Source organism: Advenella sp. EE-W14 (assembly GCF_012923605.1).
GTDB classification, from domain to species: domain Bacteria; phylum Pseudomonadota; class Gammaproteobacteria; order Burkholderiales; family Burkholderiaceae_B; genus Advenella; species Advenella alkanexedens.
In genome coordinates, this window is sequence record NZ_JAAVNG010000012.1 from 180,417 (window position 1) to 204,986 (window position 24,570).

At 47.1% G+C, this 24,570-nt stretch carries 23 protein-coding genes and 3 tRNA genes; 9 read left to right on the plus strand and 17 right to left on the minus strand.

Translation table 11 applies throughout. The features are described 5' to 3' along the window. Nucleotides 1-78: 78 nt before the first annotated feature. The 5 genes from HCX92_RS11800 to HCX92_RS11820 all read right to left on the minus strand — a co-directional run bounded on the left by HCX92_RS11800 (nt 79) and on the right by HCX92_RS11820 (nt 5,096). Nucleotides 79-558: a DUF1178 family protein gene (locus tag HCX92_RS11800; protein WP_169295165.1), complete on the minus strand. Its 480-nt coding sequence runs from the start codon at nt 556-558 to the stop codon at nt 79-81. A 121-nt stretch (nt 559-679) separates the two neighbouring features. Continuing rightward, nucleotides 680-1,771 carry a magnesium and cobalt transport protein CorA gene (locus HCX92_RS11805; protein WP_169295166.1) on the minus strand — a complete coding sequence of 364 codons (1,092 nt, stop codon included), beginning with the start codon at nt 1,769-1,771 and terminating at the stop codon, nt 680-682. A gap of 49 nt (nt 1,772-1,820) precedes the next feature. Further along, nucleotides 1,821-2,972: an acyl-CoA dehydrogenase family protein gene (locus HCX92_RS11810; RefSeq protein ID WP_169295167.1), complete on the minus strand. Its 1,152-nt coding sequence runs from the start codon at nt 2,970-2,972 to the stop codon at nt 1,821-1,823. 66 nt (nt 2,973-3,038) lie between these two features. Continuing rightward, entirely contained in the window at nt 3,039-3,926 is an 888-nt protein-coding gene (gene mmsB / locus HCX92_RS11815) for a 3-hydroxyisobutyrate dehydrogenase (protein WP_169295168.1), read from the minus strand. A 225-nt stretch (nt 3,927-4,151) separates the two neighbouring features. Next, nucleotides 4,152-5,096: a 2-hydroxyacid dehydrogenase gene (locus HCX92_RS11820; RefSeq protein ID WP_287810676.1), complete on the minus strand. Its 945-nt coding sequence runs from the start codon at nt 5,094-5,096 to the stop codon at nt 4,152-4,154. A 165-nt stretch (nt 5,097-5,261) separates the two neighbouring features. Here HCX92_RS11820 and HCX92_RS11825 point away from each other — a divergent pair, with 165 nt between their 5' ends. Next, complete coding sequence (locus HCX92_RS11825; RefSeq protein WP_169295170.1) at nt 5,262-6,536, plus strand: aspartate kinase; 1,275 nt, start codon at nt 5,262-5,264, stop codon at nt 6,534-6,536. 95 nt (nt 6,537-6,631) lie between these two features. Continuing rightward, a tRNA-Ser gene (locus HCX92_RS11830) sits at nt 6,632-6,724 on the plus strand. A gap of 89 nt (nt 6,725-6,813) precedes the next feature. Here the strand turns inward: HCX92_RS11830 and HCX92_RS11835 are convergent. The 8 genes from HCX92_RS11835 to HCX92_RS11870 form a co-directional block, all read right to left on the minus strand. Further along, nucleotides 6,814-8,007 carry a thiolase family protein gene (locus tag HCX92_RS11835; RefSeq protein ID WP_169295171.1) on the minus strand — a complete coding sequence of 398 codons (1,194 nt, stop codon included), beginning with the start codon at nt 8,005-8,007 and terminating at the stop codon, nt 6,814-6,816. Between the two features lie 23 nt (nt 8,008-8,030). Beyond that, nucleotides 8,031-9,161 carry an acyl-CoA dehydrogenase family protein gene (locus HCX92_RS11840; protein WP_169295172.1) on the minus strand — a complete coding sequence of 377 codons (1,131 nt, stop codon included), beginning with the start codon at nt 9,159-9,161 and terminating at the stop codon, nt 8,031-8,033. Nucleotides 9,162-9,277: 116 nt separating this feature from the next. Further along, on the minus strand, nt 9,278-11,095 hold the full coding sequence (locus HCX92_RS11845) for a long-chain fatty acid--CoA ligase (protein ID WP_169295173.1): 1,818 nt from the start codon (nt 11,093-11,095) through the stop codon (nt 9,278-9,280). 2 nt (nt 11,096-11,097) lie between these two features. Then, nucleotides 11,098-11,910, minus strand: coding sequence for an ABC transporter ATP-binding protein (locus HCX92_RS11850; RefSeq protein ID WP_169295174.1), 813 nt, complete (start codon nt 11,908-11,910; stop codon nt 11,098-11,100). Between the two features lie 4 nt (nt 11,911-11,914). Beyond that, nucleotides 11,915-13,087: an ABC transporter substrate-binding protein gene (locus tag HCX92_RS11855; RefSeq protein WP_169295175.1), complete on the minus strand. Its 1,173-nt coding sequence runs from the start codon at nt 13,085-13,087 to the stop codon at nt 11,915-11,917. 23 nt (nt 13,088-13,110) lie between these two features. After that, the gene (locus HCX92_RS11860) at nt 13,111-14,151 is read right to left on the minus strand and encodes a branched-chain amino acid ABC transporter permease (protein WP_169295176.1); all 1,041 of its coding nucleotides are present in this window, start codon (nt 14,149-14,151) and stop codon (nt 13,111-13,113) included. Further along, on the minus strand, nt 14,151-15,035 hold the full coding sequence (locus HCX92_RS11865; RefSeq protein WP_169295177.1) for a branched-chain amino acid ABC transporter permease: 885 nt from the start codon (nt 15,033-15,035) through the stop codon (nt 14,151-14,153). Before HCX92_RS11865 ends, HCX92_RS11860 begins: the two co-directional genes overlap by 1 nt. 8 nt (nt 15,036-15,043) lie before the next feature. Then, nucleotides 15,044-15,871, minus strand: coding sequence for an ABC transporter ATP-binding protein (locus HCX92_RS11870; protein WP_169295178.1), 828 nt, complete (start codon nt 15,869-15,871; stop codon nt 15,044-15,046). A 302-nt stretch (nt 15,872-16,173) separates the two neighbouring features. On the opposite strand from HCX92_RS11870, the gene HCX92_RS11875 reads away from it, so the two are divergent. The 4 genes from HCX92_RS11875 (at nt 16,174) to HCX92_RS11890 (ending at nt 19,755) form a co-directional block, all read left to right on the plus strand. Then, nucleotides 16,174-17,187, plus strand: a complete 1,014-nt coding sequence (locus tag HCX92_RS11875; RefSeq protein ID WP_169295179.1) for an AraC family transcriptional regulator — start codon at nt 16,174-16,176, stop codon at nt 17,185-17,187. Between the two features lie 100 nt (nt 17,188-17,287). Further along, nucleotides 17,288-18,106, plus strand: coding sequence for an enoyl-CoA hydratase/isomerase family protein (locus HCX92_RS11880; RefSeq protein ID WP_169295180.1), 819 nt, complete (start codon nt 17,288-17,290; stop codon nt 18,104-18,106). A gap of 208 nt (nt 18,107-18,314) precedes the next feature. Then, the gene (locus tag HCX92_RS11885) at nt 18,315-18,512 is read left to right on the plus strand and encodes a hypothetical protein (RefSeq protein ID WP_169295181.1); all 198 of its coding nucleotides are present in this window, start codon (nt 18,315-18,317) and stop codon (nt 18,510-18,512) included. A 205-nt stretch (nt 18,513-18,717) separates the two neighbouring features. After that, a complete protein-coding gene (locus HCX92_RS11890) occupies nt 18,718-19,755 on the plus strand; it encodes a mechanosensitive ion channel family protein (RefSeq protein ID WP_169295182.1) in 1,038 nt (345 codons plus the stop codon). A gap of 77 nt (nt 19,756-19,832) precedes the next feature. Here HCX92_RS11890 and HCX92_RS14920 read toward each other — a convergent pair whose 3' ends face one another. From HCX92_RS14920 to HCX92_RS11905, 3 genes are all read right to left on the minus strand, one after another. Beyond that, entirely contained in the window at nt 19,833-20,534 is a 702-nt protein-coding gene (locus HCX92_RS14920) for a Rieske 2Fe-2S domain-containing protein (RefSeq protein ID WP_169295183.1), read from the minus strand. Between the two features lie 274 nt (nt 20,535-20,808). Further along, the gene (locus HCX92_RS11900) at nt 20,809-21,507 is read right to left on the minus strand and encodes a LysR substrate-binding domain-containing protein (RefSeq protein WP_248290049.1); all 699 of its coding nucleotides are present in this window, start codon (nt 21,505-21,507) and stop codon (nt 20,809-20,811) included. Continuing rightward, nucleotides 21,507-22,721: a nitrate/nitrite transporter gene (locus HCX92_RS11905; protein WP_169295184.1), complete on the minus strand. Its 1,215-nt coding sequence runs from the start codon at nt 22,719-22,721 to the stop codon at nt 21,507-21,509. Before HCX92_RS11905 ends, HCX92_RS11900 begins: the two co-directional genes overlap by 1 nt. Nucleotides 22,722-23,037: 316 nt before the next feature. Between HCX92_RS11905 and HCX92_RS11910 the strand changes: the two genes are divergently transcribed. The 3 genes from HCX92_RS11910 to HCX92_RS11920 all read left to right on the plus strand — a co-directional run bounded on the left by HCX92_RS11910 (nt 23,038) and on the right by HCX92_RS11920 (nt 23,755). After that, nucleotides 23,038-23,115 (plus strand) — tRNA-Arg (locus HCX92_RS11910). A 17-nt stretch (nt 23,116-23,132) separates the two neighbouring features. Then, nucleotides 23,133-23,210, plus strand: a tRNA-Arg gene (locus tag HCX92_RS11915). A gap of 206 nt (nt 23,211-23,416) precedes the next feature. Then, on the plus strand, nt 23,417-23,755 hold the full coding sequence (locus tag HCX92_RS11920; RefSeq protein WP_169295185.1) for a hypothetical protein: 339 nt from the start codon (nt 23,417-23,419) through the stop codon (nt 23,753-23,755). Between the two features lie 80 nt (nt 23,756-23,835). Here HCX92_RS11920 and HCX92_RS11925 read toward each other — a convergent pair whose 3' ends face one another. Next, on the minus strand, nt 23,836-24,531 hold the full coding sequence (locus HCX92_RS11925) for a metallophosphoesterase (protein WP_169295186.1): 696 nt from the start codon (nt 24,529-24,531) through the stop codon (nt 23,836-23,838). Nucleotides 24,532-24,570 lie beyond the last annotated feature (39 nt).

A 24,570-nucleotide genomic window follows, 5' to 3' on the forward strand; every position in this document is an offset into this window, starting at 1 on the left:
GGTTATTATCAATATCGGTTTATTGATTCTGTTTTTCATTATACCTATACGAAATTTTATACCGTATAGGAAAAACACTTATTGAAGCTGATTATCATCCAGAAAGTCCGGAATTGGCAACACTTCAATCCCCTCTTCCCGCAAAGCCTGTCGTTGCTCAGGCGTGGCGTTGCCACGAATCGCCCTGTCCTTCGCCTCGCCATAATGAATACGTCTTGCCTCTGAGGTGAATTGATCACCCACATCTTCGGTTTGTTTAACATAGGCCCGCAATTGTTGCATGACAGTGGCCTGTATTTTGGCCAGATCCTTGTCGGTAAGGCTTGCCGCTGCTTCTGTCACAGGCACCGGTGAGACCGTTTTCGCCTGCTTTGCTTTTTTAAGATGGGAAACATTCAGATGCGGGGCCGACAACATTTTACTGATTTTGGCGTTACCGCAGACAGGGCAGGTCAAAAGCCCCTTTTCCTGCTGTGAATCATAATCCTCGTGGGATGAGAACCAGCCCTCAAAGATATGTTGTGCCTCACATTGAAGATCAAAAACTTTCAAAGCCATAATTACCCGGTTAAAAATAAACTTGCTTGCATACCTGTCATGATAACGCTTATTTTGAAAACACGTACCACGCCTGGGCGCCAGAAGCCATGCGCAGGATCACTGAAGAAAGCCGTTTTCCCTATAACCAGCCTGATTTTTTAAAACGCCAGTACAGATAAGCACAGACACCAAACATCAGCACCAGCACAAAAGGATAACCCAAAGACCAATCCAGTTCAGGCATATCCTTGAAGTTCATGCCGTAAATACCGGCAATTGCCGTAGGTACCGCCAAAATGGCAGCCCAGGCAGCCAGCCTTTTGGCAATATCAGTTTGGTTGTTTTGTCCAATCATCATGCCCGCCTCAAAAGCAAACGCCAGGGCTTCACGCAAGGAGTTGATCTGCTCCACCAAACGTGCCACACGATCTGAAACGATACTGAAATTTGAACGGGAATCCATTTCCACCACATCGATCCGTACCAATGACAGTTTACGGCAAATTTCTATCATGGGAGAAATGGCCGTATGAACCCTTAGCAAATCGCGTCGCTGTTTATACAATTTGCGAATATCACTTTCCTTAAGCCCTTGCAGCAGCATTTGATGCTCTGACTGCTCAACTTCATATTCCAGTCTGGTGGTTAAGTGAGTATAGCTGTCAGCCAGCACATCCAGAATTTCAGCCGCCACATAATCACTTCCCCGGGCAATCAAGTCGGGCCATCCTTCCAGCCTTTCCCGAAGAGAACTATTGGACAGGGCATCGCCACGCCGGACCGTTAGCAGAAAACCAACCCCGAAAATAATCTGCATTTCGCCAAAAACCGGTTTTTTACTGTTTTCTTTAGTCACCGTCATAGCCACAATCTGGATATATTCCCCATAATCAATCATTTTGGGACGCCCATGTTTTTTAATAATTTCTTCCGTGGCGTCCGCACTTAGTGACAGCTGCCTGCAAATATGCTGCAACTCGTCATTAGTGGGATTTTTCAGGCCAACCCACAACAGGCGGCTGGGGTCTTTGACATAACCCGAAATCTGGTCTATGGTCATCTCACCAAGACGCCTGCCATGCTCATATTCAACTGAAGCAACGACAGATGCCGCCGATGATTTTTCAGCAGATTTTGGATCAGGTTTCACTGCAGACTTTGAATTGGCTTTAACGCCCGGCACCCCTGCAACAGGTTTTGTTGACGCATTCACTGTTTCTTCAACTGTCATGATTCCCTCCTGTGACATTCAGGAGGGATCATACCATTAGCCCAGATACTTAACCCTGGTAATCAACCAGGCTGCGGGCAATCAGCATGCGCTGGATCTCGCTGGTACCTTCATAAATTTGCGTAATACGGGCATCACGGTAATAACGCTGAACCGGATAATCTTCCAGATAACCGTAACCACCATGTATCTGAATGGCCATTGAGCAGACTTTCTCCGCCATTTCAGAGGCCATCAATTTGGCCTGGGCCGCTTCGTTAAGGCATGGGATACCTCGATCTTTAAGGGAAGCCGCATTAAGAACCATCAAGCGGGCAGCATTGATTTGGGTATGCATATCTGCCAGCATATTGGCAATACTTTGATGCGCCAGCAGGTTTTTGCCAAACTGCTCACGTTCCTGCGCATATTTAAGAGCGGCCTCAAACGCGGCACGGGCAATGCCTACTGCCTGGGCACCTATGCCAATCCGGCCATTTTCAAGATTGGACAGGGCAATCGACAGGCCCTTGCCCCTTTCACCCAACAAATGATTTTCTGGAATGGTGCAGTTTTCAAGGGTAATGGCACAGGTATCTGATGCCCGAATACCCATTTTATGCTCCACCCGACTGACACTGAAACCGGCGGTATCGGTGGGCACCAGAAAGGCGGAAAGCCCTTTCTTGCCCAGATCGGGATCAGTCACGGCAAAAATAATGGCGATCCTGGCACGCTTGCCGTTGGTCACGAATTGCTTGGCGCCATTCAGTATCCATTTCCCATCTTGCAGGATGGCACGGGTTTTCAGGTTATGAGCCTCCGAACCGGCCTGCGGTTCGGTAAGACAAAAACTGCCGATCGCCCGGCCCGAGGCCATGTCTGGCAACCACTGCCTTTTCTGCTCATCGTTACCCGCATTCAACAAGGTGCCACAACCCACTGAATTATGCACACTCATCATGGTACCGGTTGCCGCATCTGCTGCAGAAATTTCCTCAATCGCCAACGCATAGGAAACGTAATCGGACAGTGAACCTCCCCACTCTTCGGGTACCACCATCCCCATCAGGCCCAAGTCCCCCATTTTTTCAATGATGGCATCGTCTATCCAGCCCTCTTTTTCCCACTGTTCTGCCCTGGGGGCTATTTCATTTTGCGCAAAATCGCGAGCCATGTCACGAATCATGCTTTGTTCTTCGCTTAATGCGGTATTAAACATTCCCATTCATTCCTTACTGTTACCCTGTCATTACCGTTTCTGAGCCAACCCAGACAGCGGTTCTGTTTACTGATTGGAAAAAAGCTTGATAATGCCTGAAAAATCCAGTTTCCCATGCCCTTGGGAACTGAATGTTTGATACAACTGCTGGGCGGCAGCGCCCATGACCACAGGAACTTTGGCAGCACGGGCCGCCTCGGTGGCAAGCCCCAGATCCTTCAGCATTAAGTCTGCACCAAATCCACCCGCATAACCCTTTGAAGCAGGCGCCGTTTCCACGACACCCGGATAAGGGTTGTAAACCTCGGTGCTCCAGCAACGGCCCGAAGAGGTATTGATGATACCTGCCAGCACTTTAGGGTCCATGCCCAGGGAGACCCCCAGATTCATGGCTTCGGCGGCACCAATCATGGAGATGCCCAACAACATGTTATTGGCCACCTTGGCCACCTGACCATTACCGGCGCCACCGCAGTACACAATATTTTTACCCATGGCCTGCAACACGGGCCGTGCCTTTTCAAACACGGCTTCATCGCCGCCCACCATGAAAGTCAAGGTACCGGCCTGCGCCCCTCCCGTGCCACCGGAAACCGGGGCATCCAGCATGTCATTGCCTTGGGCGGCCGCCTGGGCAGCCACTTCACGGGCGGTTTGCGGATCTATGGTGGAAGAGTCTATGAGCAACACCTGTTTGCCAACGGCTGCCAGTACCCCTTCATCACCCAGATAAACCTGTTTTACATGAACCGAAGCGGGCAACATGGTTATTAATATATCGATTTCCTGCCTGGCTACCTGTGCAGGCGAACTTTCACGGCTGGCTCCTGCCGCTTCCAGCATTTGCACCGCCGACTCAACCAAGTCATAAACATAAACATGATGACCCGCTTTCAGCAAATTAAGCGCCATGGGGGCACCCATGTTGCCCAGACCAATAAATCCGATATTCATGTAAGTCTCCGTGTATTACTGTTTTATTTTTGAATAAATGAAGTATGACAACCATACTGAGAATATGCGTTACAGACTGTCATTTTAAAGACGTTTTTCCATCATTTCGGGAAACCTGACTGCTTGCGGGAAAGCACCAATACCGACACCGGTTCCCATGCGAAGCATGGGAACGTGGATTTTTTTTTACTTAAACTTTCCAGCCTGCACTTTCCACACACCCAATCACACCACTCTGCTCAGCATCTTCCCATCATGAAAAAAACCATCCAGATTATCAATCACCCGTTGCGACATGCGTGCACGGGTTTCCACCGTGGCACTGCCCACATGCGGCATCAGCACGACATTGTCCATCTTCAGCAAAGCCTCGGGAACATAGGGCTCGTTTTCAAAAACATCCAATGCGGCAGCGCCCAGACGCCCTTCCTGCAAGGCCTTGATCATCGCCACCTCATCAATGACCGTTCCGCGTGAAACGTTAATCAGCAAACCTTTCGGTCCCAGGGCGCTCATGATTTCATCGTTGATCAGGTGATGGGTGCTTGGCCCGCCAATACAGATGATGATTAAAAAATCACTCCATTGTGCCAATGCTTTCAATGACGGCTCATAGCGATAAGGCACGCCCTGCTTTTCAGAGCGGTTATGGTAACGAATCTCGCAATCGAACCCGCTTAAACGTTTGGCAATGACCTGACCGATATTGCCCAGGCCAACAATACCCGCTTTTTTACCCGATACACTATGGGTCAGCGGAAAGTCTTCTGTTGTCCAGCGGCCTTCACGCACAAAACGATCAGCCCGAACCAGACCGCGCGCCGCCCCCAATAAGAGTGTCATGGCGGTATCTGCCACGCAATCATTCAGGACATCCGGTGTATTGCCCAGTTGAATGCCGCGTCGTTTCAGCTCGACGGCATCAATCGAGTCATAACCCACCCCAAAACTGCTAACCACTTTTAGTTGAGGCAAGTAATCCAGCCACTCATTCCTGAAACCATATTTGGCTGAGGTAACGGCAGCCACGCATCCCTGCCCGTGTGCTTTCAGGGCTTCAATGGCGTTTTCCTGCTCCCACAACCTGAGGACATCATAATTATTCTCAAGATGCTGACTAACCAGCAATGGTGCTGGCCCAACCTGTAACACACGATGTTTGGTCATTATTTCTGTCTCCTCACGGTGGCGGCACCCCAGGTAAACGCACCGATAATATCCAACGTTGCCAATAATAAAGCACTCATTTTAAAAAAAATATAACAATTCATCTAACTCGTTGTAGAATATCAGGTTTTAGGCTCAATTCAGGGCAAACTTACTTCAATCATCAAGATGTCTCTATTCGTCCATAAATACGGTGGCACCTCCATGGGTTCCATCGAACGCATTCAAAATGTTGCGAAACGTGTCGCCAAATGGCATGCAGAAGGCCATCAGGTAGTTGTGGTTCCTTCAGCCATGTCAGGCGAAACCAACCGTTTGCTTGGCCTGGCCAAGGAACTGTCAGAAACCCCCGATCCTCGTGAAGTCGATATGCTTGCCTCAACAGGCGAGCAAGCCAGCAGCGCCCTGCTGGCCATGGCATTGCTGGCACAGGGCGTTCCTGCACGCAGCTACACCGGCTGGCAGGTTCCTGTCAAAACAGACAGCGCTTTCGGCAAGGCCCGTATCACCTCTATCGATGACCAGCGCGTTCGCGCAGACCTGGACGCAGGCAAAGTGGTTATTGTGACCGGCTTTCAGGGCATAGACCCCGATGGTCATATTACAACGCTCGGACGTGGTGGCTCAGACACCTCGGCCGTTGCCATGGCTGCTGCCCTGAAAGCCGATGAATGCCTGATTTTCACGGACGTGGATGGTGTTTATACAACAGATCCACGTGTTGTTCCCGAAGCGCGCCGCATGAATGTGGTGTCATTCGAAGAAATGCTTGAAATGGCATCACTGGGCTCAAAAGTACTCCAGATCCGCTCTGTCGAGTTCGCCGGTAAATATAAAGTTCCGGTTCGTGTCCTGTCATCGTTAACCGACCCCTTAATTTCGCTCGAAGAAGAAAAAAATTCGGGAACCCTTATTACTTTCGAGGAAGATTCAAAAATGGAAGCAGCAGTAGTTTCTGGTATCGCCTTCAGCCGCGATGAAGCAAAAATCACGCTTTTGGGCGTACCTGATAAACCAGGCGTTGCCTTTGCCATTCTGGGCCCTGTTGCCGATGCCAACATCGACATCGACATGATCATCCAGAATCAGTCTGTTGATGGCACCACAGACTTCTCTTTCACTGTCAATCGCAACGACTTCAAACGCACCCTGGACGTTATTCAAAAAACCATCGTGCCCAATACCGGTGCCCGCGAAGTCATCACCGATGAAAAAGTCTGCAAGGTATCCATCGTTGGTATTGGCATGCGCTCACACGCCGGTGTCGCCAGCCTGATGTTCCGCACCCTGGCCGAGGAAGGCGTTAACATCCAGATGATCAGCACCAGTGAAATCAAGACTTCCGTACTGATTCAGGACAAATACATGGAACTGGCCGTTCGTGCCCTGCACAAGGCATTTGGCCTGGATGGCAACCCAGCCGAAACCGCTGTTGAAGAGTAAATGGAGAAAAATGCTGTTTTTTAGCTAAAAAACAGCATTTCCAATACAAACAGTTGACAGAAGTAAACTATATTAGTTAGAATCCTTTTTTCTTTGGAGATGTGGCCGAGAGGTTGAAGGTACTCCCCTGCTAAGGGAGCATGCGGCTTATACCCGCATCGAGGGTTCGAATCCCTCCATCTCCGCCAAAGATACTGAAAAGCCCTTGAATTTATTTCAAGGGCTTTTTTTATTATCTGCAGCACGGGATGGAAAGGAACCATCCCAAAACCTTCAACTAATCCAGACGCTGTACTATCGTTGCCGTTGCCATACCATGACCGATACACATTACTTGCAGACCAAGCTCTCCGTCAACATGACGCAATCCTGATAACATCTTGGCCATCAAACCCGCGCCTGTCCCGCCTAAAGGATGACCATGCGCTATGGCACCACCCCAAGGGTTAAGAATCGCTGTATCGGGCTTAAATTCACGCTCAAAAGCAAGTGCCACACTGGCAAATGCTTCGTTGACTTCTATCCAGTCCAAATCATTAATTGTTAAACCGGCTTTTACAAGTGCCTGGCGTGTAGCTGGAATAATCCCGGTGAGCTGCATGACAGGATCGGAACCGAGCACAACGCGTGCCAGAAATTTCGCCTTGGGCTTAAATCCCAGCTCAATGGCGGCACCATAACGCCCCACCAATACCGCCGCTGCACCGTCAGACATCTGGCTTGCATTGGCTGCGGTCACTTTACCCGTTTCCGCAGACCTGAAAACAGGCGCCATCGCATCCATACGGACTCTATCAATCACCTCCCTGATGCCTTCATCGCGATCCAGTGTGATGGTATTACCTTCCTTATCAACACCTGGTAAAGGGATGATTTCAGCGTGTAAGCCTGCATCACGTGCAGCCTTGGCGCGTGCGTGACTTTCGACCGCGTAATCATCCAACTGTGAACGCGTTAAGGACCAATGGTCAGCAATAAGTTCGGCACTTTCTACCTGATGCGGAATAGCAAAACGTTTGACCAGGTCCGGATGCAAATTATCAAAGCCGGTAAAGTCATGCTGCCCTAAAGTCATATCCAGAAACATCGGAACCCGACTCATGCTTTCCACACCACACGCAATGGCAAAATCCATGTCTTGCACACCGACAGCCTGAACCGCTGCATGAAGCGCATACTGACTGGAACCACACATACGGTTCATCGTAACCCCAGGCACACTTTCAGGAAAACCGGCAACCAATAAAGCCTGGCGTGAGATATTTCCGCCCTGCTCACCTGCCTGGCTAACGCAGCCTGCCAATACATCACCTACCATGGAAGTCTGCACACCAGAGCGACTGACAAGTGCTTCAAGTGCGGTGGCAAGCAACGTATCGGGGCGCGTATTTCTTAATGCACCACCACGACGACCAAACGCCGTACGCACAGCTTCAAGAATCACCGCTTCATTAGAATCTATCTTATTCATATGTTTAACCTTTATATGATGAATTAAATCAACTCACTCGCGATGATATTGCGTTGTATTTCTGAAGTGCCTTCATAAATTTGCAGTACCTTCGCATCACGGAAAAGCTTTTCTGCAGGGTACTCGGTTGAATAACCCATACCGCCAAATATTTGTATGGTTTCAGTGGCCGCCCACATCGCCGAGTCCGCCGCATTCACTTTAGCCATCGACGCTTCTAACGTATTATTCAGCCCACAATCCAGGCGCCATGCTGATTGATAAGTCAGCAAACGTGCCGCCTCCAGGCGCAAACGCATATCGGCCAGTTTATGGGCAATGGCCTGATGGCTCATCAAGGACTTGCCCATAGACTGACGCTGGCTGGCATAGGCAAGCGATTCGTCAAAACAACGCTGTATCAAGCCAACACCAAAAGCCGCAACCATTGGCCTGGTGCGGTCAAACACTTTCATGGCGATTGAAAACCCACTGCCTTCTTCACCTAAAAGCTGACTATCGGGCACAAATACCCCATCCAGAAACACTTCACACGTTGGTGCAGCCTTTTGTCCCATCTTGGGAAGTGGCGTACCCACAGATAATCCCTCACTATCCGCCTCCACAATGAAAGCGGATAAGCCCTTATGGCCTGCCTGGGCATCCGTTTTGGCAAACACCACAAAAAATTCCGCCATATTAGCGTTGGAAATCCATATTTTGCCACCTGTTAATCGATAGCCGCCCGATACCTTTTCCGCCTTGGTTTTAATGGAGGCAACATCCGAACCCGCTGAAGGCTCTGTCAGTGCGAAACTTGCCATCGCTCCCGAGGTGAGACGTTTAAGGTATTTTTCTTTTTGTTCGTGCGTTCCAGCTATAACGATAGGTTCTGCGGCCAAGGTATTGATACATAAAGCAGCACCAATGCCCAAACAAGCATGGCAAAGCGCCTCTGTTATCAGCACCAACTCCATGCAACCAAGACCGGCACCACCATATTGTTGTGGCAATACTGAATTTAGCAGCCCCAAGGAAAATGCATCGCTATAAATATGCATGGGAAATTGTGCAGCCTTATCTGCCTGACTCGCTATGCCTTGTATTTCCTTCTTCGAAAACTGTTGCGCCAAGGCCTGTATTTGCTTCTGCTCTTCAGTCAATTCAAATTGCATCTTATTACTCCTGAATACTGGCGCATGTCACAAAACGCAAGCAACAGACACCCTTACAGCCATGTTTTGGCTGCTATTAATCATAAAAAACCCAAAGACCTAAACGGCGTGAAAAACTAGGCGTACAGAGCTTCTATTTCTGTCTCGTAAGCCTTATGAATGCTGCTACGCTTTACTTTCATGGTTGCAGTTACCTCACCATCATCATGATCAAGTTCCTTCGTCAATAAATGAAAGCGTCTGATGTTTGCAACGGGTGCCAACAGGGCGTTGCCTTTAGCGACCTCGGACTCGATGAGTTCTTTTACCTCATCAAGCTCTGTAAGCGAGCGAAAATGCGTAAAAGCTATTTGACGTGTTTCCGCCCACTTTGACACGGTTTCCAAGTCAATTTCTATCAATGCAGAAACAAACCGGCGACCGTCCGCAATAACGATACACTCTTTGATGTAAGGGCTGCCCTTCATCGTATTTTCTATTTCTGATGGCGTGATGTTTTTGCCACCCGCGGTAATCATGATGTCCTTCATGCGATCAACGATATAAAGCTGACCGTTGCGCTCGTTAACAACGTCCCCCGTATGCAACCATCCATCAACAATGGTTTTAGCCGTTTCAGTTTCATTTTTATAATAACCGGCAAAGACCATCGGCCCACGTAACAATAATTCACCCGTATCCGGCTCTATCTTGTACTCGGCACCATAAGTAACCTTGCCTACAGAGGCAGGATGGGGGTCATCAAGAGGTTGCCCTGTTACCATTCCCGTGGACTCTGTCAGACCATACACTTCTACAATAGGCACACCTATGGTACGAAAAAACCTGACGACAGCAGGTGGTACGGGCGCTGCCCCCGTCAAGGCCACCCGGCAATTACGCAAGCCGATAAAGTTTTGCAAGGCACGCAGAATAATCCAGTACCAAAACCCGTAAATCACATTTTCTTTTAGACTGCGGGCACTTTTTGGTTTGTATCTGAATGGTTCACACGCCGCGATGGCTTTATTAAACAACCACCGGCGAAAGCGTCCGGTTTCAGTGATTTTGATCGCGATGGATGAATAGAGTTTTTCCCAAATACGTGGCACACCCAAAAACAGGGTAGGCGCCAGCTCACGCAAGTCTTCCTGGACAGTACGTATGGATTCACCAAAACAAACCACCGACCCCAGATAAATGGGAACAAAAGTGGTCAGCATTTGCTCGGCCACATGACACAAAGGCAAATAAGATAAATGGTTTGAGTCAGGTTGCAGCTTCAGGCGTTCTATGATGCCTGGTGTCACGCCATGTATGTTGGCGTAACTGATCATCGCCCCCTTGGGCTTACCCGTAGAGCCGGAGGTATAAATGACAAGCCCTATGTCTTGCATCGTTTGTTTGGCCAATACCTCATCAACAAGCCCGGAATGCGTCTTTTCATACGCTTTGCCGGCTTGCTCAACATCACTATACAGTACGGCAATATCGGCAATACGTTCGTCAGTATTACGAAAACCATCAGGCTCGATAATAATGACATGCTTAAGCTGCGGCAGTTCATGCAAAGACTCAGCAACTTTGTCGGCCTGCTCCTGATCTTCACACACGACGATTTCAGAGTCAGAATGGTTCAAGATATAAGCAACCTCGGGGGCGGGGCTGGTTGGGTAAACACCAACGGTGACCACGCCCACCATGCCACAGCCTAATTGTGCCAACACCCATTCTGAACGGTTTTCAGAAATTATTCCAACATGGCCGTTGTCAGAAAGGCCCAGTGACTTCATGCCCAAGCCAAACCATACAGCACGTTGGTAATAAGTAGCCCACGTCAGGGGCTGCCATATACCGTAATCTTTTTGGTGCAAGGCAACTTTATCAGGCTCTTGTTGCGCGCGCTGACGCAGCATTTGCGGCAACGTTAATTGTGAAATGAAATGATGACTCATAATTATGACAACCAGCGTTTACGGCGTTTGTAATGTTTAATGTTCTTGAAGCTTTTGGCCTCACCCCCACTACCAACACCTAAATAGAATTCACGAACGTCCGGGTCATTCGCTAAAAACCCGGCCGACCCATCGGTAACTATTTTGCCCATCTCCATGATGTAACCATAATGAGAGATGGCTAAGGCAATCGATGCATTTTGCTCGACGAGCAACATAGACACCCCCTGTTCAGCATTAATCCTGGCGATAATCTGAAAGATGTTTTCCACCAGCAAAGGTGCCAAACCCAGCGAAGGTTCATCCAATAAAATAAGCTTTGGTTTCGCAATTAAGGCCCGTCCAATAGCCAACATTTGCTGTTCGCCACCAGACAAATAACCGGCCAAACCATGACGACGCTCATAAAGCCGTGGAAAGTACTCATACACCAGTTCAAAGTCCGGTTTCAGCCCTTGACGACCATTCAGTGCATAAGTCGCCGCCACGAGATTTTCTTCTACCGTCAAGTCTTCAAACACACGGCGGCCTTCCATGACATGAAACAAGCCGGCACGGACTAATTCATGCGGTCGCTTTTGTGATACCGGCTTGCCGTCAAAGCGAATGCGTCCATCCGTAAGCTCACCATTTTCCAGCGCCAACAACGCTGATATGGCTTTAAGCGTAGTGCTTTTACCTGCCCCGTTGGATCCCAGCAAAGCCACGATTTGGCCTTGCTCAACGCGCAGCGACAGCCCACGTAGAGCCTGAACACTCTTATTGTAAAAAACCTCAATATTATTTAGTTCCAGTACGGAAGCTGTCGCTTGCATAACATTACTCCAAAACGATCCAGTCAGATACAGGTACCATTTGCCCCTTGCTTGCGTCAGCCTGATAAATACGGCCAACAGGTATAGAGTTGCCACTGATGGTGATAGGAACACCGATAAGGCCTCCTGTATCAAAATCCTTAATGGTATTCAGTGCCGCTTTCATATTTTCCGCCGTTAACTCTTTACCTTCGGCTAACACCCGACGGGCTGATTCGGTATAAAGCATGGCAGATAAAAAGCCCTGTATATAAGGTACGTTTTGATACTCGGGACGCATTTCACGAATCTTTTCCAACATGGGCGCAGGCGCAGACTCGTCATAGTAGTAACGGTATGGCATAACCCCCATAAACCCGTCTCCGACTTCGCCCATTTGCATAACGGTAGAATTATCCATGGTCCAGAACGTACCCATGAATTTTGTATCCAACCCCATTTTTCGAGCCTGTTCAATAAACTCCGGAATGGGGGCCAGGATATAACCGTGGAAAATGGTGTAGTCTGGTTTGGCGCGGCGCATTTTTGCCGTTTCCGTAGATACATCAACACTACCGGGTGGTGTCATCAGCTCTAGCGCCACTTTCAAGCCAAGATCTTCTGCCACCTTGCGGCTGGCTTCAATCGGGTCACGACCAAACTCCGTATCTGAGTATACAAAGGCAACCTTGGCGCCTGGTTTTTCCTGGGCGATATAGCGCAGCAAAATACTAAACATTTCGGTATAGTCCGGGCCCGCTAAAAATTGGTACGGGTATTTTTCCGGATCATTAAGTTCAGTGGCAAATGAGGCCCCGGACATTAGTATGGAATCCATACGATTTAATTCAGGGTTAATTGTTTTACTGAAACCCGTCGAGTCACCGTAATAAAAATCAACTTTATTCTGGCTGGTTATTTTTTTAAATGCCGCTACAGAGACATCCACTTTATAACCGCTGTCCTCTGGCACATATCTAAGCTTGTATCCCTCGATGCCCCCCGAATCATTAATGATTTTTACGTAATCCTGTATACCCGCGTGAATACCTATACCAGCGAAGGAGAACACGCCACTCATTGGTATAGAACCACCGATTACAATTTCTTTATCATTGGCTTGGGCAATACCAGCCACTCCTAACAGGCTGGCAACAACAGAACCCGCAAGCCAGTTTTTCACAGTTTTAATTTTCATGATGTCTCCTGCTGTTATAACGTTTATGATTTAAAAGGCCATAAGTGAAAAAAACGTCGTATCCGCTGCCAGATTTCCTGAAGACCCAGCGGTTCTAAAATTAAAAACCCTATAATTAACAGACCAAATACGATCGTACGTACGGGCGATAAAATAAGGGTTGCATCTGCCGAGATAGGCAACCACCCTACGATGAGCTTGAGGGCCTCGGGTATCATCGTCACAAAAACAGCCCCCAGAATACTTCCCAGGATAGAACCCATACCTCCCACAATAATGGCGGTTAAAAAGAAGATGGACATACTTAAAGGAAAACTCTCGGGAGTAACGATACGAAAGAAATACGCCCATAAGCCACCCGCCACACCCGCATAGAAAGAAGACAGGCCAAATGACAAAAGCTTATAACGTAACAATGGTATGCCAAGCACCTCTGCTGAAATATCACGATCACGAATTGCGATAAATGCCCTGCCGATGCGTGTGCGAAACAGATTCGCTGCACCCAATAACATCACCACCATAACGGGCACCACCATCCAATAAAACAGGAAAGAGGTGTTCAGGGAAAAACCAAACAGCACCGGTGGCGCTACCGTTAGACCTGCCGTACCCCCCGTGACAGAACTCCAATTGGCAAAAATAAAATGCAATATCATTGATGCGGCAATCGTCGCAATGGCAAGGTAAAGGCCTTTTACCCTTAACGATGGAATGCCAACCACAACCCCGCCCAACATCGTGATGCCACCTGCCATCAATAAATTAAAGATAACGGGTGTACCAAGATGGTTATCCATATAGGCAACCGCATACGCACCAATACCCATAAACGCCGCCTGCCCCAGACTGACCAGGCCTGTGTAGCCGGTAAGGATATTCAGGCCCGTGGCGCTAACGATATTAATCATCACCAAACACGCCAGGTATAGCCAATACTCATTGGCAATGAAGGGAAATACAACCAGGCTGCAAGCCAATACCAACAACCACGCATATTGTGTACGACTGTCAAATAAAGCTTCGTCATGTTTATAACTAAATTTTGCCGTTCCTATACGCATTACAACCTCTCGATTTCACGGGTACCAAACAGGCCATAAGGTCTGATCATCAGTACAATTATTAGTATCAGGAAAGTGACAACAACTTTATACTCACCTCCTAAAAAACCGCTTGCCCACGCCTCTATAAGCCCGATGGCCATCCCAGCGACTAAGGCCCCAAGCACGCTATCAAGGCCACCCGCAATCACAACCACCAGTACTGACAAACCAAAGATGCCCATAGAAGGTGAGATACCGCCAATAGCGCCGACAATCACGCCGGCCACGGTCGCAATCATGGCCCCAATAACCCAGGAAAGCGAAAAAACGCGAGGCACATTAATACCCATTGAGTAAGCAGCCCCCTGGTCAAAAGCGGTCGCCCGTAACGCCACACCACCACGCCAAAATCTAAACACAAGTAACCCTAAAGAGATCAGGATGAGGGTCACAAAAAAACCATAAAACACTTTAGACGAAACAAACGCCTCTCCGATAAATATGGCTTCATCGGGCATAATGGGTGGCATACGTCGTTGATCTGCCGTCCAAACCAGCTCAACGGCCCCCACAAGTACAGAGGCCAAACCCACGGTAATCATAAAGGTTGAGATAGGTGATTCTCCCACCATGGGCCTAATCGCCAATCGTTCTATCACCCCACCCGCCAGGCCACTGCCAAGGACGCCAACGATGATTGCCAGCCAAATTGGCAGACCGAAACCGGTGGCCAGCCCATAAACCAAATAAGCGCCAACCATCAACATTTCGCCAATCGCCAGGTTAACCACACCCGTGCTTTTAAAAATAATGACAAAGGCCAGGGCAGTTAGCGCATAAAGGCCACCAGTACCAAGCCCGCCCAAACTGATTTCCACAAAAAAGAGCCAATCAAAATCCATTGTTCCACCTACTGTGTGATGGGTTGGCGCAAACGCTGACGCAAATCGGCTACATCGCCCGATCCGAGATAGGCACGTATGACTTCCGGGTTTTGCTGTACTTCTTCAGGTGTGCCATCCGCAATCACCTGACCGAAATTAAGCACCACCACATGGTCGGATAAATCCATAACCATACCCATATCGTGTTCGACCATTAACACGGTAATACCCCACTCTTGGCGCACATCTAAAATAAAACGCGCCATGTCTTCAGTTTCTTCGCGGTTCATACCCGCAACGGGCTCATCCAGCATAAGAATCTTGGGCTGGATGGCCAGTGCCCTTGCCATTTCCACGCGTTTTTGTAAACCGTAGGACAGGGCTGAAACAGGGTGATGCCTTATATGATCAATCTCAAGGAAGTCGATGATGCGCTCCTCAACCTCACGGCGCAGCTCTAATTCTTCACGTCTTGCACGACCTACATAGAGAAAAGAATCTAAAACATTGGTGCGCAAATGCGCATGGCGTCCCAACTTGATATTGTCCAATACGGTCATGCCGCGAAACAGGGCAATATTCTGGAAGCTTCGTGCCAAACCTAAACGTGCACGCTCTGGTGCGGGGGTCGAGGTGATGTTCTTGCCTTCAAAGAATATTTCACCTGCCTGTGGTTTATAAAAACCGGAAATAGTATTGAACAACGAGGTTTTACCGGCACCATTAGGACCAATCACTGTCGTAATGGTATTTGGTACAACGTTAAAACCCACATCAGTTAATGCTTTTACACCGCCAAAGGCGAGCGTAATATTGCCAAGCGTTAGCAACGGCTCAATAACAGTTTGCTTCACGATGTCTCCTCTCGTAACCGTTATATGTTTTTTTAATACCGACTTATTCTATTTTTTTGTCTGAATTTATTTCTTATCTGACTCAGTTATGTGATTCATTTTAGGACAGTAATTTATATTTTCAAATGACAGAAAAAGACTAAAACTATGCAAAAGCTGCCACCTTCCAGCCCCCCTATGTGTTTACCCTAAGTATTTAGCATCTAAAGTGGACCCGGTCACCTGGTCGTGTATTCTATTCATTATCTACCCCATGTTTGTCTCTCAACCCGTAGAAACCGCGTCAATCAAGGTGATAATTCATGGAAGTTCAAACCATTTCAATCCATTTTGTTAATGCTTTATTAACGGGGGCATCAAAGCATTCTACCTATAATAAAAAATGGATTACCAAAACAGGACTATCCCCCACTCTTTTAGCGCTTGAAGGAACACGTATAACCATGAGCAAATTTGCTCAACTATATCGTGTTTTGGCAATCGAGCTTAACGATGAAACGCCTGGTCTTTTCTCACGCCCACTGCGTAATGGAACGCTTAAATATTTATGTATGATTATGCTGGACGCCCCAGACCTTGGTGTGGCGCTTAACAGATTCCGTAATTTTTTCCACTTGGTCAATGACGATGTTGAATACAAAGTCAGAACGTGCCCAAACGGTCTCATTAAAATAGAGCTGGAAGAAAAGAATAATTTAGGACCTACGCGCACATGGGCGCTTGAGCTGCTACTGATGCTTGTACAAGGAGTCTCATCCTGGCTTATAAGACGCAAAATACCCTTCGTATCCATCGCCTTTCCCTTTAGCAAACCCGGTCATGCTGCTGAATACGAACAGCTCTATCCTGGTCCGGTAACATTCAATCAAAATGAAACGGCCCTGTATATGGATCCTATTTATTTGCATGAGCCCATTCGTCAAGATCAATCTGAGCTAAATGAGTTCATCCGTAACGCACCCCTTAACTGGTTTTATTTTTCACCCAATGACAGACCCTATACCCACCAACTACGTCACTACTTGCAAAACCGGTTACATGAAAATGTAACCATCAATGATGTCGCCCTGATTCAGCATATTTCGCCCCGTACGCTTGCAAGGCATCTTGCCTCTGAAGGCACGACCTTTCAGAAAACCAAGGACAAACTACGACGGGATATCGCCATCGATTTATTAAATAAAACCGATACACCCATTGCCACTATTGGTAATAAGCTGGGCTTTGAGGATCCTGCCGCCTTCAATCGCGCTTTTAAAATGTGGACAGGCAGTACACCTGGTGCCTATCGCAAACAGACCATTTTGCAAATTTAGTCTTTGAATATATATCAACTTAATTGAAAACGCCTTCACTGGAAAAAACGTATTTTGCCAGTGCACATCAAGATCAGATCAAACCTTTTCTGGAGATAAAATGGGCACCTTAGACCTTAACAACAATCATCATTCGGATATTAAAGCACTTCATTTTAGTATTAATGCCGGTATTGCCACCATTACGCTAAACAGGGAAGATCATGGGAATGCGCTCAACCTTGACATGGTTACATTATTTGCTGATGCAATAAATGAAATTTTGAATACTGCGTCGGTAAGGGCCATTTTACTGACCGGCGCCGGGAAAAATTTTTGTGTGGGCGGTGATATACGTGCATTTATAGAAGAACAGGCAAATCTGCCTGCCTATGTTGATTCGCTCGTTACACCCTTGAATAATACGATTTTGAAACTAACGGACTCTGGCATTCCTATTGTATCTACCCTGAATGGCGCTGTGGGTGGTGCGGGTATCGGCTTAGCCCTGCTGGCTGATTTTGTACTGGCAGCAGAGTCGATGAAATTGCGTTGTGGCTATACGGCTATTGGATTATCACCCGATGCAGGCAGTTCCTGGTTATTGGCTAATCGTGTGGGTGTATATAAAGCCAAACAATTGTTTATCTCAAATACAACCTTGGATGCTCAAATGTGCTTACGTCTGGGAATCGTTGATGAAATATACCCAGACTCTGAATTAATGACACAAGCGCATGCCTTGCTCAAGATGCTACAGAACGGTCCATCAAAAGCAATATCAAGGGTAAAGCGCTTACTCGATCACACTTTTACCCAAAGAACATTGGAAAATCATTTAGCACAGGAACGTCGCTTCATTATTGAGAGTGCGGGTGAGGAGGATGTACAAGAAGGTATTTTTGCTTTCACACAAAAACGCAAAGCGTCTTTTTCCTAATGATTGACTGTGACATGAGATTTTAAGCCTTATCCACGAGAAGCAATGATGAAGAGCACCATCTGCGCCAGAGATACTGAAAAGCCCTTGAATTTATTTCAAGGGCTTTTTTTATGCTATATTTTTTATGCTATAAATCCCTATCCAACAGCGTTCCTGGACAATGTGGCGCCCAATAACATGATGTAGTCTCAAACAAAGGAAAAACATGAGCAAGAAAAACACGCCCGATCCGGACGAAGTGGCACTCATTGAATGGTGTATTGAAGTGGAAGGCTTTTTGGTAAAGGCGGGAGCAACCCCGCGCGAAGCTCAGGACTACATCGAAGAGAATGCCGAGTGGTTTACAGACCAATTCTACGAAGGATTAACACCAGAAGAAGCGGCCAATGAAGCGCTAAATTAATAGATATACTTTTTACCCTGGTGGGATAACTTGCATCCCAGCCCTGCCCCTGCCTTCAGTAACGAAAATATCTTCCGAGTATTATTCTTCCGGGTATTAATTTATCCATAGGGGAGTAATAACCATAAGTTCAGGGCTTTATGTTAATTTCAATAATTATTAAAAGCTTATATATAATTTCAGAATTCTATTTCCTGGAAAAAAAATGGGCATACTTAATTTGAACTTTTCAGAAGATATTCTCATCCAGTATGCTGTTGGTGCTGTGTTGGCACTTGTCTGCCTGCTGCTTTCCATCGGCCTGCGTTTTTACTCCCATCGTCATCGCCAATTAAAACGCAGCATCATTTTTCACCTGATGCAGGTTGCTGTGCGGTGCGCCTTCGTACTAGTCGTGAAACAATACACACAAATGGCTATTGCGGAATTTCACTGGAAGTATGTTTCCACCAAGGATGTGGAGTTTTTGGCAACCCTGATGATTGTACTGATTATTATGCGGGAACTATTCTTGCTGATTAATCGCCTTGAGCACAACCAGATCCAGAAGGGCAAGAATCAGACTTCATCACGGATGGTATCGCGAGTATTAAAGCTGACGACTTTCGTTGTCATCATGTTGCTGTTTGGTGAACATTTCGGCATGAGCATGTCTGGCCTTATGGCCTTTGGCGGTATCGGTGGCCTTGCCATTGGCCTGGCGGGCAAAGATATCTTAAGCAATTTTTTCTCAGGCATCATGCTGTACTTTGACCGGCCATTCAATATTGGCGACTGGGTATGCTCGCCTGACAGGAGCATCGAAGGCACGGTAGCCGAGATCGGATGGAGACTGACTAAAATTATTACTTTCGATAATCGGCCCCTGTACGTGCCGAATTCGGTTTTTTCCACAATCATTGTAGAAAACCCGGGGCGCATGACCAATCGCCGCATCGAGACAGAAATTGGTCTGCGTTATGAAGATGCCAATAAGGTAGCTGTCATTGTTAACGATATCCGGACTATGCTGCAACAGCACGACGGAATCGACAACAGCCAGACGCTGCTGGTGAATTTCAACCAGTTTGACAGCTCTTCGTTGAATATCATGGTGTATTGCTTCACCAAAACGGTTAAATGGGCTGAGTGGCTGGACATTCAAGAAGACGTTTACTTGAAAATCGTCGATATTGTCCATGGGCACGGCTGCGACTTTGCCTTCCCGTCCCGTACCATTTATATCAAAAAAGAGGCCAGTTGATACGGCCAAAGAGGGGGCTCACCTTTTTAATATCCAACCCAAGCCCCGAAAACACTGAATTAAACCAGCTCGATCAATTAAATCGGCTCAATCAACTCAATCAAATAATCATCCGGATCCAACACAAACGCAATAATGCGTTGCCCATGATTCATTTTTTTGGGTGGCGTCTTGATTCTGACACCGGAGTGAGCCAGTTTGTCCACGGCTTCATGAATATCATTCACCATCAATGCCAGGTGCCCAAAAGCCTGACCCTTTTCATAAGGATCTTTCTGATCCCAGTTATACGTCAACTCAAGACTGGACTCGGTATTCTCATTAAAACTTAAAAAAACATTGGTGAATCTGCCCGATTCATAGTCGGTATGGCGCAGCACTTTCAGGCCAGGAGCAGAGACCAGCTCTCCTTCCATGTTATAGACCCAGGCATGCAAAGGACAGCTGATCCGACGTGCATTGCCAGCGCCTTCCAAGAGCAGCATATTGCGATGACGGCACACGTTTGACAACACGTTGATCTTGCCTTCACGGGTACGGATGGCAAACAGCGCATCATCGCCCACCTCAAAGGTAAAGAAATCACCGGCCTTGGGAATATCACTGGCCCGCCCCACACAGAACCACTGCTTTTTCCATACCGCATTCATTTCAAACTGAAAAAACGCTTCCGAGGTGAAGCAGGCAGGCGGCAAAGCATACACTTCATCCGTCTCATGCTGGAAATAGCTTTGATCAAACTCTTCAATAGCAATGGGTGAACGTACGGCAGTATTCATCTTTGTGTCTCCTTTAAATTCATGTAAACACCATTCAATGGTTTTTTTATTCAATTGACAGTAATCATGCGACAGATATGCAATCTTGAAAATTGAGCAAATTTGATGGATAGATGAATTTTTTTAAAGATGGGTACTTTACCTGAGAGCCAATATGCAGCCTCTGACGCCAAAATGATGCCATTTAATTTCGGGTAGCAGACGACAGAAAAAACAAAAACGCCTGCAAAATGGCAGGCGTAAAGTCATGAAAAAATCTGGTGTGAGGATATCTTCACGTTATCGCGATCGAGGCCACCCAATCAATGAATTCCCGCTCCTGGCGACTTAAATTGGCCTTTGTGGGATAGGCCAGAAAATAGGCGTACTCATCCAGATACACGTCAAACAACTGGACAATTTCTTTTTTCTCCATTAATGGACGCAACAACACAGGACAGCCCAGCATTATTCCCTGACCATTCAACACCGCATTCATGCGTACATTCGTGTCATCAATATGAAACCCCTTAATGGCCGTCATTTCCTTTCCGGTTGCTTTTAAAAACCATTGCTGCCAACCCAAATGGTTTTCTTCATGAATCAGGATATGCCGGTTTAAATCAATCGCCGTCTCGATATTGCCATGTTCCTGTAAATAAGAAGGAGAACACACCGGCGTAAGATTACCGGGAATGATCCGCAAGGTATTTAAATGAGGCCAATCTGCCTGCTTGCCCCACACAATGGCAAAGTTAATGTTGTCACGAAAAAAATCCGGTGCCTGCAAACTGTGTATCAGATTGATTTCAATCTCTGGATGTTTCAACCACAAATCACTTAATTGCCGGGTAAACCACATACTGGAGACAAATGGCCGCAAAGACAGATTGATACGGCTTTTACCATGCGGCATGCGCAATTCGCTTAAAGCCTGGTTAATCTCATAAAACGGTCTCCTGATCCTGAATTCTGACTTCAGAAAATTAATCATTATCTTCGCAACAGAATATACCCGACAATGCCACCTGTCATCACAAGCGCACACATCAGGAAAACCGAGGCAAAGACATCCAGGCCATTAATGTTCAAAATGGAATGCGCATTACCTGACAGGGACTGCATGAATGACACCCCTAAAAAGAAGGCACTGTTGCCCAAGGCCAGGGCCCTGCCCTGCATTTCCTTGGGATAGATATCACGGATATCAGCCACCTGCCAGACACTGCAGCTGTTGACAATGGCAATCACAACGGTACAGGCCACACTCATCCACAGCGAAGTGCTGAAAGCCAGCACGACAAAGCCAATGACCATGATCCATGGAATAAAGCACAGGAACCGGTAACGATTACCTGTACCCGGATCAAGACGCCCAAAAAGCGAAGGACTGAACAATGACAGAATTGACAGCGCCAGTGCCAGGTTTCCGGCAAATACCAGACTTTGCCCGAAACGCTCTACCAGCAAAGGCCCCAGCCACAAGCCACGCAGGGTAAGAAAAGCGGCATAACAAACAAACAGCAATGAAAAAATACCCCAGGTGTGCCTCATTTTAAACAGCACTTTATAGCCAGAGACAGCCTGCCACGCATTCAGCATTTTTTGTTTAAAGCTCAAAGAAAAGTCAATATTGTCGTCAATATCCCTGACCGTAAAATAAATAAGCAGCCACGACAGGAAACTGCCAGCCGCCAACACATAAAAACAGGCACGCCAGCCAAACGCCTCACTAATCATGGCTACAGGGGTAGAGGTAAATATCAACCCGAGACTGCCCAAGCCGAGTGCAATACCATACATGGGTGCAAATTTCTGGGCCGGAAAATTTCTGGAAATAAGCACAATACAAACCAAAAATGCCGGCGCACAGCCCAGACCCAGCAAAATCTGTCCCAGCAGCAGCATCCCGGGGGAGGTGGCCATGCCAGACAAGATGGCACCAATAACGGTGAAGGGAGCAAAAGAAAGAATCGTTCTGCGAATACCAAAGCAGTCAACCCAAATACCAATCAGCAATTGCAGGCTGCCAAAAGTAACGTGAAATGAACCGACTATACTGCTCAGGGTTTCATTATCAAGCTGAAATTCGTTTTTAAGGGGAACTGAAAGCACACCACCAATGGTTCGATATGCCTGACTGAGAATGAAACCGGTTAACAGAAAAGCCAGCATCAATCTTAATTGTTTCAAGGGAAGGGTTTGCATTACTATTGAATTGTTGGATTAAATTTTGAGATGGCACAACGAGATTTTGTGCATTGCAATAGCTGTCATTGTATGTGTCACCCGTGACATTGACAAGAATACCCGGCAAAACAGGACGGAAACGCTATTAAGCACTATTGATAGGCAAATTCACCAATTTCCAGTCACGTACCGTTTTTTTTAATTCGTTGTAAAAATAAAACAAAAAGAAGCCCTCTCATACAAAAAAGCATCATTTCCCCTATTATTTCTTATTCCCCACATAAATTGCTTGCCTAATCTTTAGATATTAGTCATAATAGCTTTCTTTAAAGATGCGCCCGTAGCTCAGTTGGATTAGAGTACTTGGCTACGAACCAAGGGGTCGTGGGTTCAAATCCTGCCGGGCGCGCCAACAATCTTTAAGTAAATGCGCCCGTAGCTCAGTTGGATTAGAGTACTTGGCTACGAACCAAGGGGTCGTGGGTTCAAATCCTGCCGGGCGCGCCAGTTTTTCTAAAAAGCCACTTCATTTGAAGTGGCTTTTTTTATTGCCTGATTTTTCTTCCAGGGCATTCTCAAGCTGCAGACAATGCAAACACCTGCTTCTCCCGCCATAAATTACAAAGCAATATCAAGCGCACACACAAATAATAGTCGGTTCGCAAACAATGGATTACACTTCTTTTATCTGAAACAACCCAAAAAGAGACATCATGCGAACAGAACGGATTTTATTAAGCCTGGTTTTGGCAAGTGCAACAGCATTGGTCGGCTGTGACAAAAAAGCTGAATTTACGCCCTACCCCGAGGAAGTCAAGGCCAATATGACCAATGAATGTATCAGGAGCTATGCATCGTCAAGCACAACGCAATACTCCGAAGAGCAAGGCCGTACTATTTGTGAATGCTTCACCAAAGAAACCGAGAAAGCACTGCCCCTGGAAAAAATGAAGCTTTACGAAGAAATGATTGCCAAGAATGATCAAAGTCCGGAACGCAAAAAACTGGATGAGGTTTTTACAAAAATCAGCCAGCAATGTCTGAAAAACTGATTTGAACTCAGGCCGGTTTCAAAAACACCTGTGGCAGGACAGTACCAGGAAATCGCTTGCTTGTCCTGACACAGGACGTCTCATAAGGGCTTCAAAGTCGTCAAATCCAGCAAGGTCATGCCATGCTCCCTGTCCAGCAGGAAAGCACCGGTTTCGATGTAGTAGGTATTGCCCATGATCTGCATGCCTTCAACCACGTTATGCCCAACCACCAAGGCACGCACGCCCTGTATGGGAGTTTCATCCCGTTCTTTAAAGCGCCTTCTGGACCAGCACAGCTTTTCTTCCAGATGCAAGGCATCCTGCTTGCCTTCTTTCAGCAGAAAAATCATGTCATCCCAGGAGTCCAACGGGCACTCGGCATGAACCAGACCAACCTTTCCGGCCAGCGTTTGCACCTGGATTGCCAAAGGCAAAGCATCAAAAACCTGCCGAATCCTGGCCTGTTCTTTTGGGGGTTTATCCATTAACCAGGCACCACCGATTCTTAACATCAAATCCATATAATCCGGATCTGTCGCCGAACGTATCGCGATATCTTCATGATTACCCTTGATGGCATGAAACCAGGGTTGTTCCAGAAAAGACATGACACGGGACGATTCCGGGCCCCGGTTCACCAGGTCACCCACCGAAAACAGGCGATCTTTTTGTGGATTGAAATTAACAGCTGCCAGTTTTTGTTCCAGCAGGCTATACATGCCGTGGATATCACCTACCGCAAAATCACGACCAAGGGTATTTAAAGGAAAAGACTTGAACGAAGAGAATGGCATGAAACTTGACGACCGTATTTATATTAACGAAAAGCCAGG

Coding starts and splice junctions, on each gene's coding strand:
- HCX92_RS11920 (WP_169295185.1), top strand. CDS start 23,417: ATGCGAACAGAACGGATTTTATTAAGCCTGGTTTTGGCAAGTGCAACA.
- HCX92_RS11865 (WP_169295177.1), bottom strand. CDS start 15,035: ATGGATTTTGATTGGCTCTTTTTTGTGGAAATCAGTTTGGGCGGGCTT.
- HCX92_RS11835 (WP_169295171.1), bottom strand. CDS start 8,007: ATGAATAAGATAGATTCTAATGAAGCGGTGATTCTTGAAGCTGTGCGT.
- HCX92_RS11840 (WP_169295172.1), bottom strand. CDS start 9,161: ATGCAATTTGAATTGACTGAAGAGCAGAAGCAAATACAGGCCTTGGCG.
- HCX92_RS11885 (WP_169295181.1), top strand. CDS start 18,315: ATGAGCAAGAAAAACACGCCCGATCCGGACGAAGTGGCACTCATTGAA.
- HCX92_RS11905 (WP_169295184.1), bottom strand. CDS start 22,721: ATGCAAACCCTTCCCTTGAAACAATTAAGATTGATGCTGGCTTTTCTG.
- HCX92_RS11800 (WP_169295165.1), bottom strand. CDS start 558: ATGGCTTTGAAAGTTTTTGATCTTCAATGTGAGGCACAACATATCTTT.
- HCX92_RS11845 (WP_169295173.1), bottom strand. CDS start 11,095: ATGAGTCATCATTTCATTTCACAATTAACGTTGCCGCAAATGCTGCGT.
- HCX92_RS11900 (WP_248290049.1), bottom strand. CDS start 21,507: ATGATTAATTTTCTGAAGTCAGAATTCAGGATCAGGAGACCGTTTTAT.
- mmsB (WP_169295168.1), bottom strand. CDS start 3,926: ATGAATATCGGATTTATTGGTCTGGGCAACATGGGTGCCCCCATGGCG.
- HCX92_RS11805 (WP_169295166.1), bottom strand. CDS start 1,771: ATGACAGTTGAAGAAACAGTGAATGCGTCAACAAAACCTGTTGCAGGG.
- HCX92_RS11825 (WP_169295170.1), top strand. CDS start 5,262: ATGTCTCTATTCGTCCATAAATACGGTGGCACCTCCATGGGTTCCATC.
- HCX92_RS11925 (WP_169295186.1), bottom strand. CDS start 24,531: ATGCCATTCTCTTCGTTCAAGTCTTTTCCTTTAAATACCCTTGGTCGT.
- HCX92_RS11880 (WP_169295180.1), top strand. CDS start 17,288: ATGGGCACCTTAGACCTTAACAACAATCATCATTCGGATATTAAAGCA.
- HCX92_RS11890 (WP_169295182.1), top strand. CDS start 18,718: ATGGGCATACTTAATTTGAACTTTTCAGAAGATATTCTCATCCAGTAT.
- HCX92_RS11810 (WP_169295167.1), bottom strand. CDS start 2,972: ATGTTTAATACCGCATTAAGCGAAGAACAAAGCATGATTCGTGACATG.
- HCX92_RS11860 (WP_169295176.1), bottom strand. CDS start 14,151: ATGCGTATAGGAACGGCAAAATTTAGTTATAAACATGACGAAGCTTTA.
- HCX92_RS11850 (WP_169295174.1), bottom strand. CDS start 11,910: ATGCAAGCGACAGCTTCCGTACTGGAACTAAATAATATTGAGGTTTTT.
- HCX92_RS14920 (WP_169295183.1), bottom strand. CDS start 20,534: ATGAATACTGCCGTACGTTCACCCATTGCTATTGAAGAGTTTGATCAA.
- HCX92_RS11875 (WP_169295179.1), top strand. CDS start 16,174: ATGGAAGTTCAAACCATTTCAATCCATTTTGTTAATGCTTTATTAACG.
- HCX92_RS11855 (WP_169295175.1), bottom strand. CDS start 13,087: ATGAAAATTAAAACTGTGAAAAACTGGCTTGCGGGTTCTGTTGTTGCC.